This is a genomic window from Cypionkella sp. TWP1-2-1b2 (assembly GCF_049896245.1).
Classification (GTDB): Bacteria; Pseudomonadota; Alphaproteobacteria; order Rhodobacterales; family Rhodobacteraceae; genus Cypionkella.
In genome coordinates this window covers 24,675-46,695 of the sequence record NZ_JAFCTX010000034.1, presented here as the reverse complement: position 1 = coordinate 46,695, position 22,021 = coordinate 24,675, and the positions used below count along the sequence as shown (strand labels likewise).

The following is a 22,021-nucleotide window of genomic DNA, read 5'->3' as shown; positions in this document are numbered from 1 at the left end:
GTCCCATGTGGATCACTCCGTTGCCCCCACTGCTCTCCGCTTTGGGGGTAGGTTCACATGGCTCAGTTCTCAGTGAAAATTATGCGCCTAACCGGCTCAGTTCTGGGTGAAAATCAACACACGGAATTATGGCCGGATTTTTGGCTGGGCCGATGACGTGCTTGAGGTCTATGAGCCGATCTATCTGCAAATCCTCGCGCGCAGTCTTGGCTTTGCCGCGCTGACAGTCTTGCTGTGCCTGATCCTGTGCTACCCGGTGGCGTTCTGGGTCAGCCGCCTGCCAAACCGCTGGCGGATGTTGTTTCTGTTCCTGATCACGTTGCCGTTCTTCTCCAGCCTGATCGTGCGGCTCTATGCATGGCTGCTGATCCTGAAACCTTCTGGCATTTTGAACACGGTGTTGATCAGCGCGGGTGTGATTTCCGAGCCGCTGGAAATTCTCTACACCCCCGCCGCCGTGGTGCTGGGGATGGTCTATGTCATGGTGCCGTTCATGTTTCTGCCGCTCTATGCGGCGGTCGACAATCTGGACCGCGCGCTGATTGAGGCGTCGATGGATCTGGGGGCGACGCGGGTTCAGACCTTCCTGAAAGTGGTGCTGCCGCAAACCCTGCCGGGGATTTTGGGCGGGGCGGTGATCGTGTTCATTCCTTCCGTCGGCAACTTTATCGTGCCGGATGTGCTGGGCGGCGCGAAGGAATTGATGATCGGCAATCTGGTCGAGCAACAGTTTCTGTCGGCGCGCAACTGGCCGTTTGGTTCGGCGCTGTCGATGATCGTGATGGCGGTGGTGTTGGCGGTGCTGCTGGGGTCAATGGCCGCAGCCAAACGGAAGGGAGGTCAGAATGCGTAATCCGCTGGGCTGGGCCATCCTGACGCTGTTCTCGCTGCTGTTCTTTCTGTTCATCTATGCGCCTTTGCTGGTGATCATCGGCTATTCGTTCAACTCTAACCCGGTCAACATGATGATCTGGGAGCATTTTACCTTCGACTGGTATCGTGGGCTGCTGGGGTTAGGTGGCCGTGTGGCAGATGCCAACAACCGCGCCGTCTATATCGAAAGCACCGATCAGATGCTGCGGGCTTTGCGCACCTCGTTGATGGTGGCGGCGATCACAACCACGATTTCCACGGTGATCGGCACCGCGACGGCCATAGCGCTGGCCCGCTACCGCTTTGCCGCCAAAGGCTTTTACAATGGCTTCCTGATGTTGCCGATGATGATGCCGGATATTGTGTTGGGCATCGGGCTGTTGATTTTCTTTGTCACCATCGGGATGAACCTGTCGATGCTGACCATCATCATCGGGCATTGCACCTTCCTGACCTCTTACGTCTTCATCATCGTGCAGGCGCGCATCGCGGGGCTTGATCCGGCGCTGGAGGAGGCTTCTGCCGATCTGGGGGCCTCGGAATGGGTGACGTTGCGCAAGGTGCTGCTGCCGCAACTGGCGCCGGGGATTGTGGGCGGGGCGCTGCTGGCCTTCGTGATCTCGATGGATGATCTGGTGATCACCTATTTCGTCGCAGGCACCGACAACACCACGCTTCCGGTGTTCATCTTCGGCATGGTGCGCCGGGGGGTGAAACCAGAGATTAACGCCATCGCAACCATGATGATCGCGGCCTTGATCGTGATCGCGGCTTTGGGCCTATGGCTGCGCGCCAGAAAGACGGAATGACATGAAAGATACTATTGTGAACCCGGCCCAGAAACCTCGGGCGCGTGAGCTTGGCTTGCCATTTCCCGGCACGCCCGGCCCGCTGAATGCGATCACCGATGTCCCCGGCGTCGCGGTGGGGTTTTGCACCCTGACCGACCCTGCCTGCCACATGCGCACCGGGGTCACTGCCATTCTGCCGCGTCCGGGTTCTGTTCCGATGCCAGTTTGGGCGGGGCAGTATTCCTTGAACGGCAATGGTGAGATGACGGGCACGCATTGAATTCAGGATGCGGGCTATTTCGTCGGGCCGATCTGCATCACCAACACCCATGGGGTGGGGGCGGTGCATACGGGGGCGACGCGCTGGATGATCGACACCTATGCCGATTATTTCCAGAACCATCACGCTTGGGCGATGCCGGTGGTGGCCGAGACGTATGACGGTGTGCTGAACGACATCAACGCGCTGCATGTGCAGCCTGAACATGCCATCGCGGCGCTGAATAACGCCGGCACTGGGCCGGTGGCCGAGGGGTCCACCGGCGGCGGCAACGGCATGATCTGCTACGAGTTCAAGGGCGGCACGGGCACCTCGTCGCGCCGGATCGAGATTGGCGGGCAAAGCTACACCGTCGCCGCCTTGGTGCAAGCCAACCACGGCATCCGGCCTTGGCTGAGCATTCTGGGCCGCCCGGTTGGGCAGTTGATGCAAGAGAATTCGCTCTATTCCGCCTAAATGGGCTCGATCATAGTGATCGTTGCGACGGATGCGCCATTATCCGGGCTGTCGCTGCGGCAGGTGGCCAAGCGTGCAGCTATTGGCATTGGGCGGGGGGGCACGCCGGGGGGGGGACAACTCGGGCGATATTTTCATGGCGTTTTCGACCGCCAACCCCGGGCCGGTGCCGCAGTTCGCGCCTGCCGTGCTGAGCAAACAGGAATTGAACGGCGAGCATATCGACCCGCTTTATCTGGCTTCTGTGCAAGCGGTGGAGGAGGCCATCGTCAACGCGATGGTGGCGGGCGAAGATGTGGCGACCTTCAAGCCAGCCGGGTATGTTTGCCGCGCTCTTGACACTGATCGCTTGCGGGCGATTTTCCATCCGGCCTGACGGCGGCGCGGGCAAACCCAACACCCTGTGATCCTGCATCACGCGGTTCGCCCTTTTCCCTATCGCTGGCTTCTGCCAAACTGGCTGTGGGGATAAGGAGATCCAAGTTTGGCAAGTTCTGCGCGTCTGCCCCCTGCCCCAGCCTCGTTGCGCGCGCGGTTTTCGGCCCTGCGCAACATCGGGCCGTTCCTGAGGCTGGTGTGGCAAGCCAGCCCCGCGCTGATGCTGATCTCGATGCTGTTGCGGCTGATCCGCGCCGTGCTTCCGGTGGCGGCTTTGTGGATCGGCAAGCTGATCATCGACGAGGTGGTGCGGCTGTCGGCCCTGCCGGGCCATCCCGTTGATCTGTGGGGCTGGTGGAACAGCGCGGCGCTGGGGCTGTTGATCAGCTATGTTCTGGCCGAATTCACGCTGGCGATCCTGTCGGATGTGCTGGGCCGGGTGGTCGGTCTGGTCGATACGCTGCTGTCAGATCGGTTGACGATGTCGTCGTCGATCCGCCTGATGGAACATGCCGCGACGCTGGATCTGGAAGATTTTGAGGATGCCGAATTTCAGGACAAGCTGGAGCGTGCGCGCAGGCAGGCCAGCGGGCGGATGACGCTGATGGGCCTGCTGTTCACCCAGATGCAGAACCTGCTGACAGTCGCGACCTTTGCCGCTGGTCTGGTGATCTTCAATCCGTGGCTGATCCTGCTTTTGGCGTTGGCGCTGATCCCGGCCTTTATCGGTGAGGCGCATTTCAACGCCCAAACCTATTCGCTGGATTTTGGCAGAACCCCGGAACGGCGTGAGCTGGATTATGTCCGCCAGACGGCGGCAAGTGTGGAATCTGCCAAGGAAGTCAAAATCTTCGGCCTGAACGGCTTTCTCACCGAGCGTTACCGCGAGTTGTCGGAAAGCTTCTACACCGCCAGCCGCAAGATCGCGCAAAAGCGGGCTTTGTGGGGCGGCATACTGACGGCACTTGGCACTCTGGGCTATTACGCGGCCTATGCCTGGATCATCGCGGGCACTTTGGCGGGGCAGTTAAGCTTGGGTGATCTGACGTTTCTGTCAGGCTCTTTCCTGCGGCTGCGTGGGTTGTTGGAGGGGCTGCTGACCTCGTTTTCCTCAACCGCAGCACAAGCGCTGTATCTCGATGATCTGTTTAGCTTTTTCGAGGTGCAGCCCGAGATTTTATCGCCCCCCGATGCCCTGCCCTTCCCCAACCCGATCCGCCAAGGCTTTGTGTTTGAAGGTGTCGGCTTTCGCTATTCGGGAGCGGAGCGATGGGCGGTGCGGGGGTTGAATTTCACCCTGCACGCGGGCGAGACTTTGGCATTGGTCGGCGAAAATGGTGCGGGCAAGACTACGCTGGTTAAGCTGCTGGCGCGGCTTTACGACCCCGACGAAGGCCGCATCACGCTGGATGGCCATGATCTGCGCCAGTATGATCTGGACGGTTTGCGCGGGGCTATGGGGGTGATTTTTCAGGATTTCATGCGCTACAACCTCAGCGCCGCCGACAATATCGCGGTGGGCCGGATTGAGGAACGCGACAACCGCGCGCGCATTGTGGACGCCGCCCGGCGCAGTCTGGCCGATCAGGTGATTGAGGGGCTGCCGAAGCAATATGATCAGATGATCGGCAAGCGCTTTCGCAATGGGGTCGAGCTTTCGGGGGGCGAATGGCAAAAACTGGCCATCGCGCGGGCCTACATGCGTGGGGCCGAGGTGCTGATTTTGGACGAACCCACCGCTGCTTTGGACGCGCGCTCAGAGTTTGAAGTGTTCCAGCGCTTTAAGGAGCTTAGCGCCGGGAAAACCGCCATCCTGATTTCGCACCGTTTCAGTTCGGTGCGGATGGCCGACCGGATTTTGGTGCTGGCCGATGGCAGGGTTGAATCGTCCGGCACCCATGCGGAACTGTTGGCGCAATCGGGCCGCTATGCGGAGCTGTTTGAGTTGCAGGCGGCAGGCTATCGCTGAGGATATCCATCTCTGTGTACAGTGATGACTATATATTCAGATCTGTACACAAAATCTGACCGTCTCAGCCTGCGATCCGCAGCAAGGCCCTCAATCTTCGGGCGGCGCACTACAGGATTAACTGCTAGATTGCACGAACCCGTTAAGCCGATCTGCCACGCGTCACAGGCCACTTGCGGGGTAAAATCGGCAAGCCGTTGCTTCCAGATCGCTGTCGCCCGCTGGTCAGCCGTCAGCGCCACGGCTTCGGTCCAAGCGCCGTGGTTTGACAGATCCACCACGAGCGGGCGGTAGAACGCGGTCTGATAACGCTTCATCCTATGCGCGACCGAGAAGAAGTGGCCGCCCGGCTGCACCTCGGCAATCGCATCAAAGCTCAAAGCCGCCGCATCTGTCAGAGCGGTCCGAATGACTTGAATACTGTTCTGGCGCACCCGTCGGCCACCCCTGCGTTGCCCGACGCGCAGGCCCAAATCGTTCAGCGCAACCTCGCATCAGCCCCCGCCAAAACCCACATCCGGGTGATGCGCCATCTTCTTGCCCAGCCAAGCCGCGAGATTGGGCATTTGCACCGCCTAGACGAAGCCTTCGAACGCAAAGCGACGCAACAGGCGGCTGCCGTCTAACCGCCAGTCGGGGTGCAGGCCCGCCAGCATCGCCGCCGGATCAGGCAGCAGCAGCGTGCCGTCGCCTTGGCAGAGGGCGCAGGTGCGCTGCGTCAGATCGCACAGGGTCATTCAAACCGCCTTCGGCGGATATTTTGGCGCATGAAGTCCCTGCGCGCGCGCCGTGGCCACATCCGCCAGCAGGTCACGCTGGGCTGCCGCGAACAGATCATCCAGATCCTCGATCACGAAATACACCGGTTGCAGAATGTCGATGCGGTAGGGCGTGCGCAGAATGTCGATCACATCGAACGGCCGCAGTTCCGGCTGGCCCGAGGTCGCCCATTGCAACTCGGCGATAGAGGAGGCCAAGCCCGAGCCCAGCCCCTTCAGCACGCCATCTTCCCGTGTCAGACCAAATTCGATGGTGAACCAATAGAGCCGGATCAGCCACGCGTAATCGACCTTCTGCGCCCGCATCCCCGCTTGTCCGATGGCATGGCTGAAACCCGCAAAGCGCGGATCGGTCAATAGCGGGGCATGGCCGAAAATCTCGTGGAAAATGTCGGGTTCTTCGATGTAATCGAAATGCTCACGCCGCCGGATGAAAGACGCCGCCGGGAAACAGCGGTCCGCCAGAAGTGAGAAAAACCGACCAAAGGCGATCAGAGCTGGCACCGGCTCGACCCGCCAGCCTGTGGCGGCGCGCAGGGCTTCCGTGACCTCGGCGCATTGCGCCACGCGGTCGGTTGGTAACTGCAACTGTGCCAGACCATCGAGATAAGGGCTGGCCATACGCTGCCGCACCGACGGCATCTGCCGCGCCATCAGATCGTGCCAGACGCTGTCTTCGGCGGCGTCATAGGCAATATGTCCGCTGCCGTCGGGCAGTTTTGCCGCGTAATCTGTGGATTTTGGCATGGCGTCCCCCTAGGTCTGCACTGCAATAATCTGGCACGGATGCCGAGAAATAACTTGCCAGATTTCAGCATCAGCGGCAGATAAGTGAAACCTGATTCCACAAATTTGCCAAAATAAGAAATCTTATGCCGGAAATTGAACTGACAGAGGCAGATCGTCGTCTGCTGCGGGTGTTGCAACGCGACGGGCGTGCGTCGACGCAGGATCTGGCCGATGCGGCGGGGCTGTCGTCGTCCCCGGCTTGGCGGCGGCTAAAGCGGTTGGAGGATCTTGCGGTCATCAAGGGCTATGTGGCACTGCTGGATCAGGGCAAACTCGGCCTTGGCGCTGTGGCCTATGTGCAGGTTTCGCTGACCGAGCACACTGCGGCGACCGTCGCGCGGTTTGACGGTTTCGTGCAGGGACAGGCGCGGATCATCGACTGTGCGCGGGTGACGGGCGGGTTCGATTATATCCTGAAAGTCGTCACGCGGGATGCCGAGGATCTGGAGCATTTCCTGATGCACCACCTGCTTGCGCTTGGTATCGTGCGTACCGCATCCACCAGTTTCGTGCTACGCCAAATCAAATCGACCACCGAACTACCGCTTGATTGATAGATGGTTGCCGCGATCTCAGGCCAGCCCCGAAAACTGCATATCGCACGGCGTCATCTTTAAGCGATCGCGAAATTGCCGGGAAGACTGCGAACTGGAGCTGAAACCGCATTGGAAGGCAATTTCGGCAATCGCGCGGTTGCGATGGGTGTCCAGCGACAGCAGCCGACGGCTGTGGTCCAGCCGAGCCTGCAAGATATAGCGTTGCAGCGTGACGCACTCGCCGTCAAACGCCCGGTGCAGATAGCGCACCGAACATCCCATCGCATGGACCAACATATCCAGCGTCAGCTTATGGTCGGCGAGATGGCCATGGACATAAACCTTGAGCCGCTAACGCGCAGCAAAAGCGAGTCGGAATCCATGGTTTCCACCATGGACGACGCGAAGCTGTCGCAGATCAGACCTTCGGCGAAACAGGTCAGCGACACCCTCAGTGACGCTTTCACCTCGCTGCGCATGGTGGCGGCGGCCTTGGCCGAGGTTTCGATGAAAGACGCCAGCGTGGCGGATTGATGATCCGGTCCGCCGGGCAGGATCAGCGGATTGGCGAGGCGCTTTAGCGCGCGATCCGACAAAGCCGCGCGTGGGATTTGCAAAATCACCTGATCGACATGGGTTGCGTTGACCACGAAATACGGCCTTCAGGGGTCTCAGATCACCGCGTAGTGGCTTTTCAGGCGGTCGTTAAGCCTGCCCTGCCGAGAATTCTACTGGCCCTCGATCTGCACAAGAACCTTGATGCAATCCTCGTCGCTGCTGCGCGCAGCAACTTTATTACCGATCACGCCATGCGGCGATGCCGACATCTTGGACAGCCGACACGCCCCGAGTGAGGTATCAGACAGATCGCAAAACGGACTGCCTGCGGCCTGAAAGGACCGCCGCCGGATGTTCCCGAACAGCGATCGGCAGGTTTCGGTGAAAAGATTGTAGGATTGAGTAGGCGCGCCAGAAGCAATGCGTGACAGCATTTCAGTTGCCCCCTTCGTGCCAAACAAGATAAATTCGGTCAGAGTAGCGGTTCTCGTCGCAACCCAGACCCCGGCGATGGCTGCTCCCACCCACCGGTTGCTTGGTTGCAGCCCTTCGCCGATATCTGCAAGCACACCAAACAGCTTTGCCGATTTTGATGCCACGGCCAAAACCCGAATAGGCTGCGTTTGGCGCAAGGTTCATCTCGGATCGACGAGCAAACGTTGGAAATCAGGGCGATCAAGATCACCAGCAGCAACGTTGGGAACGCCCCCATGCTGCCCGATCTGTTGGCCCAGATCGCCGCTGATCAGGACATCGCCAACCCACGGCGCTGTCGCAAGCATCCCGTCATGCAAAAAGGCAAAGCCGTGGAAGACTGTCACAGCAGGCGCGGTCGCGCGCACCGAAGCCCTGCGTGCGTCGAAATACATTGGTCGCGCGCTCTGGCGACGATGGAGCGGCGACCACCGTTGAAGCCGCATCGAAACAAAGTGCATTGCGTGAAACTGCGGGGCCAGCACGTTATGGCGCGGGACGTCGACCGTCAGGTCGTGGAGTTCCAGGTTCGTGTTGCTGTTCTGAACGGCTTCACCGCGAGGCATCCCTGTCACAAAGGGCACGGGACAGGGCTTTCCGGAATAACAAGAAGTCCGGCCGTCAGCCAGTTTGTGCAACAGAGCCCATTGGAGCCAAAACGTGAGTTGTGCGGTAGGAAGCCGTGGTCAGCGCAACATCCTGCATCGCACCTTGCAACGATGATCATGGTTCGCAGACGCAATGACAATCGCGGCGCCGACCGTTACGTTGCCTTGAAGCATTGGACAGCGCGGGATGAAGAACGGCATGGCAATCACTTTGAAAGACGTTGCAGCACGAGCGGGTGTGTCGCGGGCGGCGGTTTCGAGGTCATTTACGGATGGGGCTTCGGTTTCGGCCAAGACCCGCGCAAAAGTTGAAAGCGCGGCTGCCGAACTGGGCTACAGCCCGAACATCCTGGCCCGCAGCCTGACAACACGGAAAACCCAACTGGTCGGACTGGTTTCAAACAACTTCCACAATCCGGTCTTCTTGCAGATCTTCGACCTTTTCACCCGCGGCCTGCAAGAGCAGGGTTTGCGCCCGCTGTTGGTCAATCTGTCGGATGAAACCGACCCGGCACGTTCGGTGCAACTGTTGCGGCAATATTCGGTCGATGGCGTGATCGTGGCTTCCTCGCATCTGCCGGTAGGCTTTGCACGGGCGTTTCGCGATGCGGGCCTGCCGGTGGTGCATGCCTTTGGCCGCGCCACACTGTCCCCAACCGTGCATGTGGTGGGCATCGACAACTTTGAGGCCGGAGCAATGGCGGCCCAAACCCTGATCGCCCGGGGCTATCGTTGTATCGGATTCATGGGCGGGCCCGAGCAGGCCTCGACCACGCAAGACCGCCTTGCAGGCTTTGTCGCGGCGGCCAAGGCAAAGGCTGTGACGCCTTTGGTCAGCTTTGCTGGTGCGTATAGTTTCGAAGCCGGCCGCGCTGAAATGGCCCGCCTGCTGCGGGGCACATCAGCCGAAGCCTATTTCTGCGGCGATGATGTCTTGTCGATCGGAGCTCTGTCGGCGGCGCAGGATGCGGGTCTGGTTGTGCCGACGGATTTGGGCATCATCGGTTTGAACGATATGGCAATGGCCTGTTGGGCGAACATTGCGCTGACCACGATCCATCAACCCTTTGAGGACATCGTGCGCGCGTCGATCAACCTGATCATTTCCAGCTTTGCGGACCCCGGAGCGATCCCCGAGGCCCGGCTGTTTCCTTGCCATATCGTCGAACGCCGCACACTGCGGCCGATGCCTTGACCTGTCAGCGAAACAGCGCCGGTCGCGCATCAACCCAGACGCCGTCTTGGCCCGCCGAGGCCACAGCCGCATGAATGGCGGCGATAGATCGCAGACCATCTTCGGCGGTCGGAAACAGCGAAATCGCCGGATCTGGCGCACGGTTTTCCCTTGCGGCAAACAGGCTTTCCGCCAGATCGCGGTAGATGTTACCAAACGCCAGCGGCATGCCCTCGGCGTGACCGACGGTGACGCGCGAGGCGCGGTCGGCTTCAGGTGAAAGATTGCCCTCGCCGCGCTCGATTACCTGCAAACGTTGCCCCAACGGCATGTAAAAAAGCTGGTTCGGCTGCTCTTGGCTCCAGCGTAGACCGCCGGTCTCGCCGAAGACCTGAATGGCCAGGCCGTGTTGGCGCCCGATGGCTACCGACGAAGTCCAAAGCCGACCAACGGTGCCACCGTCCATACGGAAGTTGATCATTGCGTCATCTTCCAGCACCCGCGAAGGCAGGCAGGACGCGAAATCTGCCGACAGCTTCGCCACCTCTTGCCCGGTGACAAAGCTGGCCATGTGCAAAGCGTGGATGCCGCAATCGGCGAATTGCGCCGAAACCCCCGCCTGTGCCGGATCATAGCGCCAGCGCACGCGCGGATTGTTAGCGTCGGCTTCATTGGCATGATGGCCATGGGCAAATTCCGCCACCACCAACCGGACGCGGCCAATATCGCCGCGCGCCACCATCGCTCGCATGTGCCGCACCAGCGCATAGCCGGTGTAGCCGTAGTTCACCGCGCAAATCGCACCGCTTGCACGGGCGGTCAAAACCAGATCTTCCGCCTCACCTTCCGTCACTGTCATCGGCTTTTCGCACAGCACTGTGATGCCAGCCTGCAAAAATGCCTTGCTGATCTCATAGTGGGTGGCGTTGGGCGTGGCGACGGTGACCAGATCAATCTTGTCGGCGCGGTTGCGCTCGCCTTCCAGCATCTCGCGCCAATCGCCATATGCCCTGTCGGCGGCGATTCCCAGCGACTGCGCGAAAGCGCGGCCCGCAGCGGGATCATGATCCAGCGCGCCGGCGACAAAGCTGAAATGGCCGTCAAGCCCTGCCGCCAGCCGATGCGCCGGGCCGATCTGGCTGCCGTTGCCGCCACCGATCATACCCCAGTTCAGTCTTTTCATAGTCCGACCTTTCTCAGAAGCCGATGGAGGAAAGATAGGCGCGATTGGCGCGCGCATCATCAATAGGCGAGGTGCCGCCCGCTGGGTCGCAGTCTTGTTCAACCGTGCACCAGCCGCTGAAATTTGCGTCCAGCAATACCTGCCGTACGCTGGCGAAATCCACGTCGCCGGTGCCAAGATTGCAGAATATTCCCTGCCCGCAGGCCTCATAGAACCCCGTGTGATGTGCCACGGCACGGGCTTTGACTGCAGGGTCGATGTCCTTGAAGTGCATATAGGAAATCCGGTCGATGTGGCGGCGCATAAAGGCCACGGGGTCGTAACCGGCATAGGAATGGTGGCCGGTGTCAAAACAGATTTTCAGCAGGCCTTCGTCCACTTCGGACAGCAACCGCTCTAGTTCCGGCTCAAAGTCGATGAAGCCCGCGGCATGGGCGTGGATGCCAACGGTCAACCCGTGATCAACACCCAACTGGGCCACGCGGCGGATGCGGTCGACAAAGCCTTCCCATTCGGCCGGGTCCATCTTTTCGGCCTCGACAGCGCGTCCGGCGGTGGCGGCGCGGCGCGGCGATATCGAATCGATCAGGACCAAATGCTGGGCGCGATGGGCCACCAAGGCTTTGCAGGTGCGCTCTGCCGCGTCCCACAGGTCGTCCCATTTGGCGCTGTCGTGAAACGGGCGAAACACCACGCCGCCAATCAGGGTCAGGTCATTTTCAGCCAAGGCATCGGCGAGAATCGCCGGGTCTTCTGGCATGAATCCAATCGGCCCAAGCTCGATGCCCTTATAGCCCGCATCCGCGCAATCGGACAGCACACGGCGCCAATCCGGGTTGCGCGGGTCATTGGCGAATTCAACACCCCAAGAGCACGGCGCATTGCCGATCTTTATCATCTTTGACATCCTCCTATAGATCTATCCATTTGCCTGACCGAGCCGAGGCATGTGCGGCCTCGATAATGCGGTTGACCTCCATGCCATCGGCAAAACTTGGCCAGATCGATTGATTGGTTTCGATCGCGCGCAGGAAATCCCGCGCCTCGATAATGATCTGATCCTGATATCCTGTGCCATGGCCGGCACCTTGACAGAATTCCAGATAATCGGGATGGTCAGGTCCGGTCAGGATCTTGCGGAACCCGCGTTGTCCCGGCGCATCATCAGCGCGGTAAAGCCAAAGCGCGTTCTGATCTTCCTGATCAAAGCGGATTGCACCATTTGTTCCCGTTATTTCATAGGCATAGCCCATTTTACGGCCCAAGGCCACGCGGCTGAATGACAGATGCCCCATAGCACCATTGGCAAACCGGCACATGAACTGCCCGATATCATCGTTCAACACGCCCCCTTCGGACCCCGGCCGTGTTGAATGAACCGTAGCGATATCGGCGCTGAGACGGGCGATCGGGCCGATCAACGCAAGCGCCGCGTTGATCATATGCGGGGCCAGATCGCCCATTGTGCCATTGGCCGCGCCAAAGTTGCGCCAGGTCGCGGGCTTGGTCGCATCGGCGTCGAAATCCTCGCTGTGTTCGCCGCGAAACCAGATCACATCGCCGATCTCGCCGCGCTGCACGAGGGCGCGGGCATATTGTGAAGCGGGCGTGCGGATATAGTTGAACCCAACCATATTGACGCAGCCCGAGGCCTGCGCCGCCGCCACCATCGCGCGGCTGTCATCAAGATTTGCGCCGAGCGGTTTTTCGCAAAACACCGGTTTGTTCGCGGAAAATGCCGCTTCGGCGATGGCACGATGGGTTTCTTGCGGGCTGGCGATCACTATGGCTTCAACGCGCGGGTCCGCCACCAATGCCCGCCAATCCGCAGTCGCCCGCGCAAAGCCAAAAGCGGCGCGATAGCGCTCGGCGCTGGCATCCGAGGTGGCACAGATCATCTCAAGCCGGGGCCGAAGTGCTGTGTTGAACACCGCGCCCACAGCCGCCATCGCCACCGAATGCGCCTTGCCCATGTAGCCGCCGCCAACAATTCCTATGCCTATTTCGCGCATGGCGGACTTCCTTCGAAACAGTTTGCAACCGGTTGCAAAATTGATATCGTAACTGGCGATGCATCGTCAATGCGATTCCGACCCTCAGGCAAAAAGGCACGAGCATGGACCCGACCACGACCAGTTTGCCCGCAGGCGATTTGAAAACGGCGACCCTGCGGATGACCGTAGCGCAGGCCATCGTAGGCTTTCTGGCCAATCAGTTCATTGAAATTGACGGGCAGGTGCAGAGGGTCTGCGCGGGTGGTTTTGGCATATTTGGTCATGGCAACGCCCCGTCGTTGGGCGAGGCGCTTTATGCCGCGCGGGACGAGTTGCCGCTTTATCGCGGACAGAATGAGCAGAGTATGGGTTTTGCAGCGGCGGCCTACGCCAAGGCGCAACTGCGGCGGCGCTTCATGTTCTGCACCGCCTCTGCCGGGCCTGGCACCGCCAATCTTCTGACGGCTGCGGCCTTGGCCCATGCCAACCGCCTGCCGATGCTGATGCTGTGCGGCGACAACTTCGCCACGCGCCTGCCAGATCCGGTGCTGCAACAGCTTGAACATTTCGGTAATCCGGCACTTGGCGTGACAGATGCGTTTCGCGCGGTTTGCCGGTATTGGGATCGCATCACCCACCCAGCCCAGATCCTGAACAGCCTGCCCGCCGCCCTGAACACCATGCTTGATCCTGCAGATTGCGGCCCGGTGTTCTTGGCGTTGCCGCAAGATTTGCAGGGCTGGGCGTATGATTACCCCGCCGCCTTCTTTGAACCGCGCATTCACCGTATTCGCCGTCCCGCCCCGGACCCGGTGGAGGTTGCAGCGGCTGTGTCGCTTTTGAGCGCAGCGAAACGCCCGCTGATGATTGCGGGTGGTGGCGTGCAATATTCGGGCGCTGTGGCAGAGTTAACTGCCTTTGCCGAACGTCACGCGATCCCGGTTGTGGAAACCATCGCCGGGCGCGCGAATATGCTTTGGGATCATCCTTTGAACATCGGCCCTCTGGGTGTGACCGGATCAGACAGTGCCAATACAGTCGCGGCATCCGCCGACGTGATCCTTGCCGTTGGCACGCGCTTGCAAGATTTCACCACCGGATCATGGGCCGCGTTCGCTCAGGACAGCCGCATCATCAACCTGAACGCGGCACGCCACGACGCGTGCAAACATCTGTCGCAACCTTTGGTTTGTGATGCGCGAACTGGGTTGGCGGCGCTGGATTCGGCGCTTGGCCAATACCGCGCCCCAACCGATTGGCTGGCTTTGGCACAAGCCGAGCGACAGAATTGGAATGCCTATGTCGCGCACAACGTTGCCCCACGCAATGGATTGCCCAGCTATGCGCAGGCCATCGGTGCAGTGAACGCGCTTTGCACGCCGCAAGACCGCATCGTCACCGCCGCAGGAGGTTTGCCTGCCGAGATAACCGCCAACTGGCGTAGCCTTGGCATCGGCACCGTAGACGTCGAGTTCGGCTTTTCCTGCATGGGGTATGAAATCGCAGGCGGCTGGGGCGCGCGCATCGCGCAAGCCGAAACCCAGCCAGACGCGCAAACTGTGGTTTTTGTGGGCGACGGGTCTTATCTGCTGATGAATTCGGATATCTATTCATCGGTGCTTTCGGGCCACAAACTGATCGTGCTGGTGTTGGATAATGGTGGGTTTGCAGTCATCAACAAGCTGCAAAACAACACGGGCAATGCAAGCTTCAACACGCTTTTTGCCGATTGCCCGACCATCGCAGCACCGTTTGGCGTCGATTTCACCGCCCACGCCCGCGCAATGGGGGCGATTGCCGAAGAGGTGGCGTCGGTCGATGAATTTGGGGCCGCGTTCGCGCGGGCAAAAATCGCCGACCGCACCTGTGTCATCGTGATGAAAGTTGATGCGCACGAAGGTTGGACCGACCAAGGCCACGCTTGGTGGGAGGTCGGAACCCCCGAAGTCAGCACGCGCGAAGCTATTGGAACCGCCCGCGCCAAGATCGAAGCCGGTCGCGCCAATCAAAGGCGGGGCCTGTGATGCAGCGGCTGTGGCAGCGGATCAAACTGAACCAATTCGTGGTCTTGGGTCGGGTTGGCATGGATCTTTACGCCGATCCCCCCGGGACGCGGATTGAACAGGCGCAGCGGTATACCGCGGCGATTGGTGGGTCTGCGGGCAATATCGCGGTGGCGCTTGCCCGTCAGGGTGTTGGTGCGGCGCTGCTGACTTGCGTGTCCGATGATCCGATCGGGCGCTATTGCGTCGCTGAACTTACGCGCTACGGCGTCGATACCCGTTATCTGCGCGCAACGGCTGGCGAGGCGCGCAATTCACTGGCGGTGGTGGAAACCATTGCGAGCAACTGCCAAAGCGTTCTGTACCGAAACGGAGCCGCCGATTTTTGCCTGTGCGATACCGACGTGGCGGCAGTCGATTATTCCGGCGTCGCAGCCCTTGTGGTCACCGGAACGGCGCTTGCCTGCGAGCCCTCGCGCCACGCCAGCTTTGCCGCCATGGCGCAAGCTCGCATGGCAGGGGCCTTGGTTGTTCTGGATATCGACTATCGTGCCTATTCATGGACTTCGCCAGCAGAGGCCGCACTGATTTGCCACCAAGCCAGCGCCGCATCCGATATCATCGTCGGGAATGATGATGAATTTGGCTTGCTGGCCAGTAGCCATGACAAGGGCAAGCCCTATGCGAAGTCTTTGACCTGCCACGGCGCGCTGCTCGCCATTTACAAGCGCGGTGCGGCGGGCTCGATCACCTTTACACCTGATTATAGCTTCGAGACCGGAATTTTTCCCGTCACCGCCCGGAAACCGATGGGCGCTGGTGACGGCTTTATGGGGGGGCTTCTGGCGGGATTGGCGCAGGGCCATACCCTTGAAACCTCTGTCCGGCGCGGGGCGGCGACCGCCGCCCTCATCGTGGCAGGCATCGGCTGCGCCCCGGCTTCGCCCGATACCGCAGCACTCGACCACTTCATCAGCCAGTATTGACGATCCGAAAGGCCGCTTATGCACATTGCCCCCTATGACAACCAAAATCAGGCCATCATCGCAGCGGGTCACCCGAAGGTGCCGTTGGTGTATTTCAACATCGTCAAACTGACACGTGGCGAAAGCTTCACCTCGCATGTGCCCGGATATGAGACCTGCCTCGTGCCCGCGACTGGCACCATCGACGTGCAGACCGGCACCGACAGCTTTGCCACCATCGGCACCCGCCGCCTGAATGTCTGGGATGGCGCGCCCGAAGGCGTCTATATCTCCTCAGGAATGGCTGCCACGCTGACGTGCCAATCCGATCACGCCGAAATCTTCATCGCGGGCGCGCTGTTTGATCAGGTGTTGCCTGCTTTTGCGGTGCGCGCAGGCGATATTGACCCAGTGCAATACGGGTCCGATGACACCAAGACCCACCGGAAAATCAAGCATATCCTTGGCACCAAATACCATGGCCGCGTCGGCCGATTGCTGGTGTCGGAACTTTACACCGTTGGTGCCGGAGGCTGGTCCGGCTTTCCCAGCCACAAGCACGACACCAACCGCCTGCCCGACGAAACCCGCCACGACGAGGCCTATAACTTCCGCTTCAATCCGCCCCACGGCTCGGGTCTGCAAATGCTGCAACGTGAGGATGGCAAATCGGGTGACGCCTACCATATCGTTGACGGATCAACGGTTGCCATCGACAAGGGCTATCATCCCTGTTGCGTGCTTCCGGGTTATGAGATGTATTATTTCACCGTTCTTGCCGGCGAAACCCAACGTTCGTTGGTGCAATATTTTCAACCCAGCCATGCCGATCAGATCGAAACTATTCCCGGAATCAAAGATATGATCGCCAAATTCAAATGAGCCTTGCTACGCTGCAACAGGTGCTGACCCCCTGCCTGACCGATGGCACCGCCGTGGCCGGGTTGGTGGTGCTTGGCTGGGAGGACGCTGTAGCCTATGTCCACGCAGCCGAGGCATTGCAACGCCCAGTCATCTTGCAAGCCGGGCCCGGTTGTCGCGCCCACACGCCTTTGCCGGTGATGGGTGCGATGTTTCGCACCTTGGCCGAGGCCGCCTCGGTTCCGGTTGTGGCGCATCTTGACCATGGTGAAGATGCCGCCGTATGCCAAATGGCGATCGACTGCGGCTTCACGTCGGTGATGTATGACGGATCTGCCTTGCCGCTCGCCGAGAACATCACCCGAACCGCCGAAATCGTCAGCTTTGCGCACCGGCAAGGCGTGTCTGTCGAGGCCGAACTGGGCTATGTCGGATATCACGGCGGGGCGCACTCCCTTGGAACCGACCCCGCCGAAGTGGCGCTTTTTGTCCGCGAAACCGGGGTGGATGCGCTGGCGGTCTCTGTCGGTAACAGCCATTTGATGATCCGGCCGGATGCGACCGTCGATCTGGCCCGTGTGCAGGCCATTCAGGCGGCGGCCCCGAATTTACCGCTGGTCCTGCATGGCGGATCGGGCATTATGGCGGCGCGGCGACATCAGTTGGCGCGCGAAACCACGATTTGCAAATTTAATATCGGCACCGAGCTTCGCATGGCCTTTGGTGCTGCATTGCGGTCCGCAATGGCCCAAGATCCCAACAGATTTGACCGTATTCAACTGCTGCGAGAAACCATTGATCCGGTGAGCGCTGCGGCAAGGACGGTTATCAAGAGCCTGTCCGGGATCTGACCCGCCAATCCCAAGCCGTGCCCTTACAACGCGATGATCGAGATGAATGCGAATGTGGCTATCAAACGCGGTCTGCTGGGGCGCGTTCGCTTTCAACCTCTGTTAGCCGACCAATGATTTCAGCATCGCCTCAGTCCAGCGCCGAAACCAGCTTTGCAAAGGCAAGACTAAAAACAAGGATATAACAAGCGCTTGGTATAAATTTGATTTCAGGTGAAATCAGACCAAAACCTCGAGGTATATATAACTCTGGCTGCTGGCCCACGCCGGGTTGATTCATGGCAGCTGATGGGAAGGCACAAGTGGCACCCGCCCCAGCAGACAATCTGCCGCCTTTTCCCCCACCATGATCTAGGGGGCATTCAGATTACTATTGGTCACGCGCAGGAAGATCAAGCTGTCGGCCACCCTCAGCCGCTCAACCCCGATCACCCGGCAGCCGGCGCCCGCCACCGCAATCGGATCATCGCACCGCCCCATCCGCGCCGCCCCGCATGGGCGATAGGCGCTTTCGACATGCTGTTTGATAAAGGCATTCATCTCTGGATCGCGTTGCACCCCGGCCCCTCGCTGGATTTCGTATTTCACAAAGCCCTTGATGGCATCCTGACCGAAAATCTCGCGAGTCAGGCGAATACAACTGCGATAATCCTTCCAATCCGAAGGGTCGGACATGTAGTGAACAGGATCCTCGGTGCATCCATCGGATCCCCCTAACACAGGGGCACCGTCACCGACCCTCGCGATTTTAACCGCATCGGCCCGAGATGGGCCTGAAACCCATGACCTTTGACTGCGGCGCGGCCATCATAACACACGGCGAACAGCAGGAAATGATACTGAATATCGGGGTAATCCACCTGCATCTTCGGCCCGATAAAGGCACAGGCTTCAAACTGTTTTCTGGTCCCCAGACCCTTGCCGGTAAAAAGCCATTGCGCCCCGATCAGTGCCTTGCCCCAAAGGTTTCATATCCTGCCTCCATCGGGCCGAAGCCATCTTGTAGCGCTCAAAGGTCATGCCGTCGGCCACATTGGCGAACGCAGTGGGCGGCACATAGTTACCGACCGCGACGATCATGCCCCAACGTGCCGCTGGTTCTTGCCGTCAATTTTGCATCGCGCGAAGGGCTTGATGCGGCCCTGAACCGCCAAGAGCGCCTTGAGAGCCGCGCTGCCATCCAACGCGTTCTGCGGGGGTTGTTGTAGGGTCAGATTTTTCACTATGTGGCCGAGTCTCCCGAGAATTCGGTTGCCTGACTCGTGCCGCCGCTGATTCTAACGTCGGGCAGTTGCAGTCTGGTCCTGTCACCTTTGGCCCGGCGGCAGCAGTACTTGCCACCTAGAAACCCAACAAGATCAATGGTCTTTACTTTCTGATTTATCTAGAGCGTGATTATGGAACGTTCCTATTGACAGCGTATAAATTCCTCCATTATGAATATGGAACGATCCATAAATGTGTTCTGGGAGGGCGTTGCTGTGAACTTGACGCTTATCGGGGCAAGCACGATTGCCGATCACCATCTGCGCAGCGCGGGCAGCCTGCGCGCCATCCGCAACCTGATCGCCGAAGGCAAGATCGGCAAGGCGCTGTCATTACGGGTGTTTCATGCGGTGGAACTACCGATCCATCTGCAGGGCTGGCGGCTGGACAATCCAGTTGCGGGCGGCGGTATGATTGCCGATCTGACGGTCCACAACGCCGATACCGCCCGGTTTTTGCTGGGAGAAGGCCCGGTTTCAGCCGTGCCCCACATGGATGCCACCGGGCTGGGCCAAGGGGTAGAAGACAGCGCGATGTCAGTCTGGGTGATGCCCTCGGGTGCCATGGTGTTCAGCCATGAAAGCTTTACCCATCTCTTCGCTGCGTCGGGGCTGGAAGTGCATGGCAGCGAGGGCTCCATTCTGGTGCGAAGCGTGCTGTCGCAAGAGCCTGTGGGCAAGATTGATCTGATCACTGCGCAGAGAACAGCCCGCATCGAATACGACCGCAGCGCGCTTTACGAGAATGTCATGCGGAATTTTTGCGTGGCGATGGCGGGCACGGCTAAGCCTGCTGCGTCGGGACGCGACGGGGTGAAATCCCTGAAGATTGCCTGTGCAGTTCGCGATGCCGCGCGCACCGGCCAGTGCCAGACCGTGAACTATGGAGAGACCCGATGAGCAAGTTGACAAGTGCCGCGGATGCAGCCGCCCGCATTCGCGATGGGTCTGTCGTCACGGTGTCTTCGTCGTCAGCTTTGGGCTGCCCGGACCTTGTGCTGGCGGCGATCGGCGCGCGCTTTGATGCAGATGGCCACCCGCGTGATCTGACCACCATTCACCCGATTGCAGCCGGTGACATGTACGGCGTCAAGGGTGTTGATCACATTGCCAAGGACGGACTTCTGGCGCGCATCCTGGGGGGGTCTTATCCATCTGGTCCTTCCAGCAAGCCGATGCCGGAAATCTGGAAGATGGTCGTAGAAAACCGGGTGGCAGCCTATAACGTGCCCTCGGGCATCCTGTTTGACATGAACCGGGATGCGGCAGCAAACCGCCCTGGCGTGTTGACCAAGGTGGGTTTGGAAACCTTCGTTGATCCAATCCGCGAAGGTTGCGCTATGAACGCGGCGGGCGCGGCCTCGCCCATCGTTAGCCGGGTTGAGTTTGGCGGCGACACCTGGCTGCATTTCCCCAATATCATCCCGAACGTTGCCATTTTGCGCGCCACCACGGCGGATGAGCACGGCAACCTGACCTATGAACACGAAGGTGCCTATCTGGGCGGGTTGGAGCAGGCAATTTGCGTGCGCAATCACGGCGGTCTGGTGATTGCCCAAGTCAGCCGCATGACCAAACGCGGGTCCTTGCGGCCCCATGACGTGCGGGTGCCGGGGCATCTGGTTGATCTGGTGGTGATCGACCCCGATCAGAAACAAACCTGCGAAACCCATTATGACCCAGCGATTTCCGGCCAGATCATGCGGCCGTGGCACAGCTTTACCCTAGCCGAACATGGTGTCGAGAAGATCATTGCACGCCGCGCAGCGATGGAGTTGCGCCCCGGCATGACCGCCAATCTGGGCTTTGGTATCTCGGCCATTGTGCCGCGTATTCTTCTGGAAGAAGGTCAGCCAGAGGCGGTGACTTGGGCCATTGAACAGGGCGCTGTTGGTGGCATGCCGCTGACCGGATTTGCCTTTGGCTGTGCGTCCAACGCCGATGCTTTCGTGCCCTCGCCTCAGCAGTTCATTTATTTCCAAGGTGGCGGGTTCGATGTGTCGTTCCTTTCGTTCCTTGAGGTCGACGCGGAAGGCAACGTCAACGTCTCGAAACTTGGCAAAAAACCTTATCTGACAGCGGGTTGCGGTGGATTTGTCGATATCACCTCTGGCGCCAAAAAGATCGTGTTTTCAGGTTGGTTCGAGGCTGGCGCACAGATTGATCTGACCCCCGAAGGCATCAAAGTCGTCACTCCTGGAAAGTTCACCAAGATGGTTGAAGCTGTCGAGCATGTCACCTTTTCCGGCAAACGGGCGCGAGCTTTGGGCCAGGACGTGCTTTACATCACCGAACGCTGCGTGATCCGGCTGGGTGAAACCGGCCTGATCGCTACCGAGATCATGCCCGGCATTGACCCTGCCCGCGATATCGTTGCCGCATCCGGCGGGCGGGTGCAGATTGCGCCGGATGCCATCACCCTGCCGCTGTCGCTGTTGGCCGACACGCCAATGGGGTGGGGCAAATGAGCGCCATTCACCTGATACGCCTCGGAAACGTGGTCGAGTTGTGCCTCGATAATCCGGCCCAAATGAACGCCATTAGTGCCCCGATGTTGGGCCAACTCGCCGCGTATCTAGAAGTGATCGATCGCGATACCACCATAGCCGCAGTGATGCTGACGGCCACGGGCGACCGCGCGTTCTGTACCGGGGCCGATATCAATGGCTGGGGCGACCTGAGCCCGGCCGAGTTTGCCCGCCACTGGGTGCGTGACGGCCACCGGATTTTCGACCGGCTGGCGCGGCTGGGAAAGCCCACCATTGCAGTTCTGAACGGCCACGCCTTTGGTGGCGGGCTGGAACTTGCTGCCGCCTGCGATGTGCGGGTGATGGCGACCGGCGCCAGCCTTGCCCTCCCTGAGGCTGGCGTCGGAATTGTACCGGGCTGGTCAGGCACGCAGCGGCTGATGCGGCTGATGCCCGAGGCGATGGTCAAGGAAATGGCGCTGTTTGGTCAGCGCATCAAATCCGACCGTGCGCTGGCCTGCGGCTTTGTTGCCGCCGTGGGCGATGACCCGCGCGCCTCGGCTTTGGCACTGTTGGAGCGCGCCGTCGCCCTGTCGCCGCGCGCGATCGAGATTTCTAAATCCATGATCCACGCCGCGCAGGGCGAAGATCGCGCTGCGATGGTCGAGGCACTGGGAAGTGCCGCAATCGCCGCATCCACCGACCGGGATGAAGGCGTCGCCTCATTCCGCGAAAAGCGCAAACCAGAGTTTTCGGGAAATTAGCC

At 60.0% G+C, this 22,021-nt stretch carries 22 protein-coding genes and 3 pseudogenes; 15 read left to right on the top strand and 10 right to left on the bottom strand.

Going from position 1 to position 22,021, the window contains the following annotated elements; all coding sequences use genetic code 11:
• Positions 1-106 precede the first annotated feature (106 nt).
• The 5 genes and pseudogenes from ACP7AP_RS18740 to ACP7AP_RS18720 all read left to right on the top strand — a co-directional run bounded on the left by ACP7AP_RS18740 (position 107) and on the right by ACP7AP_RS18720 (position 4,747).
• Complete coding sequence (locus ACP7AP_RS18740) at positions 107-853, top strand: ABC transporter permease (RefSeq protein ID WP_426036567.1); 747 nt, start codon at positions 107-109, stop codon at positions 851-853.
• Entirely contained in the window at positions 846-1,682 is an 837-nt protein-coding gene (locus tag ACP7AP_RS18735; RefSeq protein ID WP_426036565.1) for an ABC transporter permease, read from the top strand. The genes ACP7AP_RS18740 and ACP7AP_RS18735 overlap by 8 nt, the downstream gene beginning before the upstream one ends.
• 1 nt (position 1,683) lies before the next feature.
• A pseudogene (locus ACP7AP_RS18730) lies at positions 1,684-2,466 on the top strand (P1 family peptidase); the annotation flags it as partial.
• A gap of 7 nt (positions 2,467-2,473) precedes the next feature.
• Complete coding sequence (locus ACP7AP_RS18725) at positions 2,474-2,776, top strand: P1 family peptidase (RefSeq protein ID WP_426036563.1); 303 nt, start codon at positions 2,474-2,476, stop codon at positions 2,774-2,776.
• A gap of 108 nt (positions 2,777-2,884) precedes the next feature.
• Complete coding sequence (locus tag ACP7AP_RS18720) at positions 2,885-4,747, top strand: ABC transporter ATP-binding protein (protein WP_426036561.1); 1,863 nt, start codon at positions 2,885-2,887, stop codon at positions 4,745-4,747.
• On the opposite strand, the gene ACP7AP_RS18715 is transcribed toward ACP7AP_RS18720, so the two are convergent.
• The 3 genes from ACP7AP_RS18715 to phhA form a co-directional block, all read right to left on the bottom strand.
• Entirely contained in the window at positions 4,738-5,181 is a 444-nt protein-coding gene (locus tag ACP7AP_RS18715; protein ID WP_426036559.1) for a trimethylamine methyltransferase family protein, read from the bottom strand. The two genes, ACP7AP_RS18720 and ACP7AP_RS18715, sit on opposite strands and share 10 nt — an antisense overlap.
• A gap of 141 nt (positions 5,182-5,322) precedes the next feature.
• Positions 5,323-5,484, bottom strand: a complete 162-nt coding sequence (locus ACP7AP_RS18710; protein ID WP_426036557.1) for a hypothetical protein — start codon at positions 5,482-5,484, stop codon at positions 5,323-5,325.
• Positions 5,485-6,273: a phenylalanine 4-monooxygenase gene (gene phhA / locus ACP7AP_RS18705; RefSeq protein WP_426036555.1), complete on the bottom strand. Its 789-nt coding sequence runs from the start codon at positions 6,271-6,273 to the stop codon at positions 5,485-5,487.
• Positions 6,274-6,398: 125 nt separating this feature from the next.
• Between phhA and ACP7AP_RS18700 the strand changes: the two genes are divergently transcribed.
• Positions 6,399-6,869 carry an Lrp/AsnC family transcriptional regulator gene (locus ACP7AP_RS18700; protein ID WP_426036553.1) on the top strand — a complete coding sequence of 157 codons (471 nt, stop codon included), beginning with the start codon at positions 6,399-6,401 and terminating at the stop codon, positions 6,867-6,869.
• 18 nt (positions 6,870-6,887) lie between these two features.
• Here the strand turns inward: ACP7AP_RS18700 and ACP7AP_RS18695 are convergent, their stop codons facing one another.
• From ACP7AP_RS18695 to ACP7AP_RS18685, 3 genes are all read right to left on the bottom strand, one after another.
• Positions 6,888-7,133 carry a helix-turn-helix domain-containing protein gene (locus tag ACP7AP_RS18695; RefSeq protein WP_426036571.1) on the bottom strand — a complete coding sequence of 82 codons (246 nt, stop codon included), beginning with the start codon at positions 7,131-7,133 and terminating at the stop codon, positions 6,888-6,890.
• A gap of 23 nt (positions 7,134-7,156) precedes the next feature.
• Positions 7,157-7,501: a hypothetical protein gene (locus ACP7AP_RS18690; protein ID WP_426036552.1), complete on the bottom strand. Its 345-nt coding sequence runs from the start codon at positions 7,499-7,501 to the stop codon at positions 7,157-7,159.
• A gap of 78 nt (positions 7,502-7,579) precedes the next feature.
• Positions 7,580-7,843, bottom strand: coding sequence for a hypothetical protein (locus tag ACP7AP_RS18685; protein ID WP_426036550.1), 264 nt, complete (start codon positions 7,841-7,843; stop codon positions 7,580-7,582).
• Positions 7,844-8,030: 187 nt separating this feature from the next.
• Here ACP7AP_RS18685 and ACP7AP_RS18680 point away from each other — a divergent pair.
• Both ACP7AP_RS18680 and ACP7AP_RS18675 read left to right on the top strand, forming a co-directional pair.
• Positions 8,031-8,489 (top strand): annotated as a pseudogene (locus ACP7AP_RS18680) (IS5/IS1182 family transposase); the annotation flags it as partial.
• Between the two features lie 201 nt (positions 8,490-8,690).
• On the top strand, positions 8,691-9,686 hold the full coding sequence (locus tag ACP7AP_RS18675) for a LacI family DNA-binding transcriptional regulator (protein WP_426036548.1): 996 nt from the start codon (positions 8,691-8,693) through the stop codon (positions 9,684-9,686).
• A 4-nt stretch (positions 9,687-9,690) separates the two neighbouring features.
• Here the strand turns inward: ACP7AP_RS18675 and ACP7AP_RS18670 are convergent, their stop codons facing one another.
• From ACP7AP_RS18670 to ACP7AP_RS18660, 3 genes are read right to left on the bottom strand one after another with little or no spacing between them, the layout of a single operon-like run.
• The gene (locus tag ACP7AP_RS18670; RefSeq protein ID WP_426036546.1) at positions 9,691-10,848 is read right to left on the bottom strand and encodes a Gfo/Idh/MocA family protein; all 1,158 of its coding nucleotides are present in this window, start codon (positions 10,846-10,848) and stop codon (positions 9,691-9,693) included.
• A 13-nt stretch (positions 10,849-10,861) separates the two neighbouring features.
• Positions 10,862-11,746 carry a sugar phosphate isomerase/epimerase family protein gene (locus ACP7AP_RS18665; RefSeq protein ID WP_426036544.1) on the bottom strand — a complete coding sequence of 295 codons (885 nt, stop codon included), beginning with the start codon at positions 11,744-11,746 and terminating at the stop codon, positions 10,862-10,864.
• Between the two features lie 13 nt (positions 11,747-11,759).
• Positions 11,760-12,860 (bottom strand): Gfo/Idh/MocA family protein, encoded by a 1,101-nt coding sequence (locus ACP7AP_RS18660; protein WP_426036542.1) that lies wholly within the window; start codon positions 12,858-12,860, stop codon positions 11,760-11,762.
• A 104-nt stretch (positions 12,861-12,964) separates the two neighbouring features.
• Here ACP7AP_RS18660 and iolD point away from each other — a divergent pair, with 104 nt between their 5' ends.
• The 4 genes from iolD to ACP7AP_RS18640 are packed head-to-tail and all read left to right on the top strand — an operon-like array spanning position 12,965 to position 17,522.
• Positions 12,965-14,866: a 3D-(3,5/4)-trihydroxycyclohexane-1,2-dione acylhydrolase (decyclizing) gene (gene iolD, locus ACP7AP_RS18655; RefSeq protein ID WP_426036540.1), complete on the top strand. Its 1,902-nt coding sequence runs from the start codon at positions 12,965-12,967 to the stop codon at positions 14,864-14,866.
• Positions 14,866-15,831: a 5-dehydro-2-deoxygluconokinase gene (gene iolC, locus ACP7AP_RS18650; protein WP_426036538.1), complete on the top strand. Its 966-nt coding sequence runs from the start codon at positions 14,866-14,868 to the stop codon at positions 15,829-15,831. The genes iolD and iolC overlap by 1 nt, the downstream gene beginning before the upstream one ends.
• A gap of 18 nt (positions 15,832-15,849) precedes the next feature.
• Positions 15,850-16,692, top strand: coding sequence for a 5-deoxy-glucuronate isomerase (locus tag ACP7AP_RS18645; RefSeq protein ID WP_426036536.1), 843 nt, complete (start codon positions 15,850-15,852; stop codon positions 16,690-16,692).
• On the top strand, positions 16,689-17,522 hold the full coding sequence (locus ACP7AP_RS18640; protein WP_426036534.1) for a class II fructose-bisphosphate aldolase: 834 nt from the start codon (positions 16,689-16,691) through the stop codon (positions 17,520-17,522). The genes ACP7AP_RS18645 and ACP7AP_RS18640 overlap by 4 nt, the downstream gene beginning before the upstream one ends.
• A 276-nt stretch (positions 17,523-17,798) precedes the next feature.
• Here the strand turns inward: ACP7AP_RS18640 and ACP7AP_RS18635 are convergent.
• Positions 17,799-18,490, bottom strand: a pseudogene (locus ACP7AP_RS18635) (GMC oxidoreductase); the annotation flags it as partial.
• Between the two features lie 513 nt (positions 18,491-19,003).
• On the opposite strand from ACP7AP_RS18635, the gene ACP7AP_RS18630 reads away from it, so the two are divergent.
• From ACP7AP_RS18630 to ACP7AP_RS18620, 3 genes are read left to right on the top strand one after another with little or no spacing between them, the layout of a single operon-like run.
• Complete coding sequence (locus ACP7AP_RS18630) at positions 19,004-19,687, top strand: Gfo/Idh/MocA family protein (protein ID WP_426036532.1); 684 nt, start codon at positions 19,004-19,006, stop codon at positions 19,685-19,687.
• Positions 19,684-21,255 carry an acyl CoA:acetate/3-ketoacid CoA transferase gene (locus ACP7AP_RS18625; protein ID WP_426036530.1) on the top strand — a complete coding sequence of 524 codons (1,572 nt, stop codon included), beginning with the start codon at positions 19,684-19,686 and terminating at the stop codon, positions 21,253-21,255. Before ACP7AP_RS18630 ends, ACP7AP_RS18625 begins: the two co-directional genes overlap by 4 nt.
• On the top strand, positions 21,252-22,019 hold the full coding sequence (locus tag ACP7AP_RS18620) for an enoyl-CoA hydratase/isomerase family protein (protein ID WP_426036528.1): 768 nt from the start codon (positions 21,252-21,254) through the stop codon (positions 22,017-22,019). Before ACP7AP_RS18625 ends, ACP7AP_RS18620 begins: the two co-directional genes overlap by 4 nt.
• Positions 22,020-22,021 lie beyond the last annotated feature (2 nt).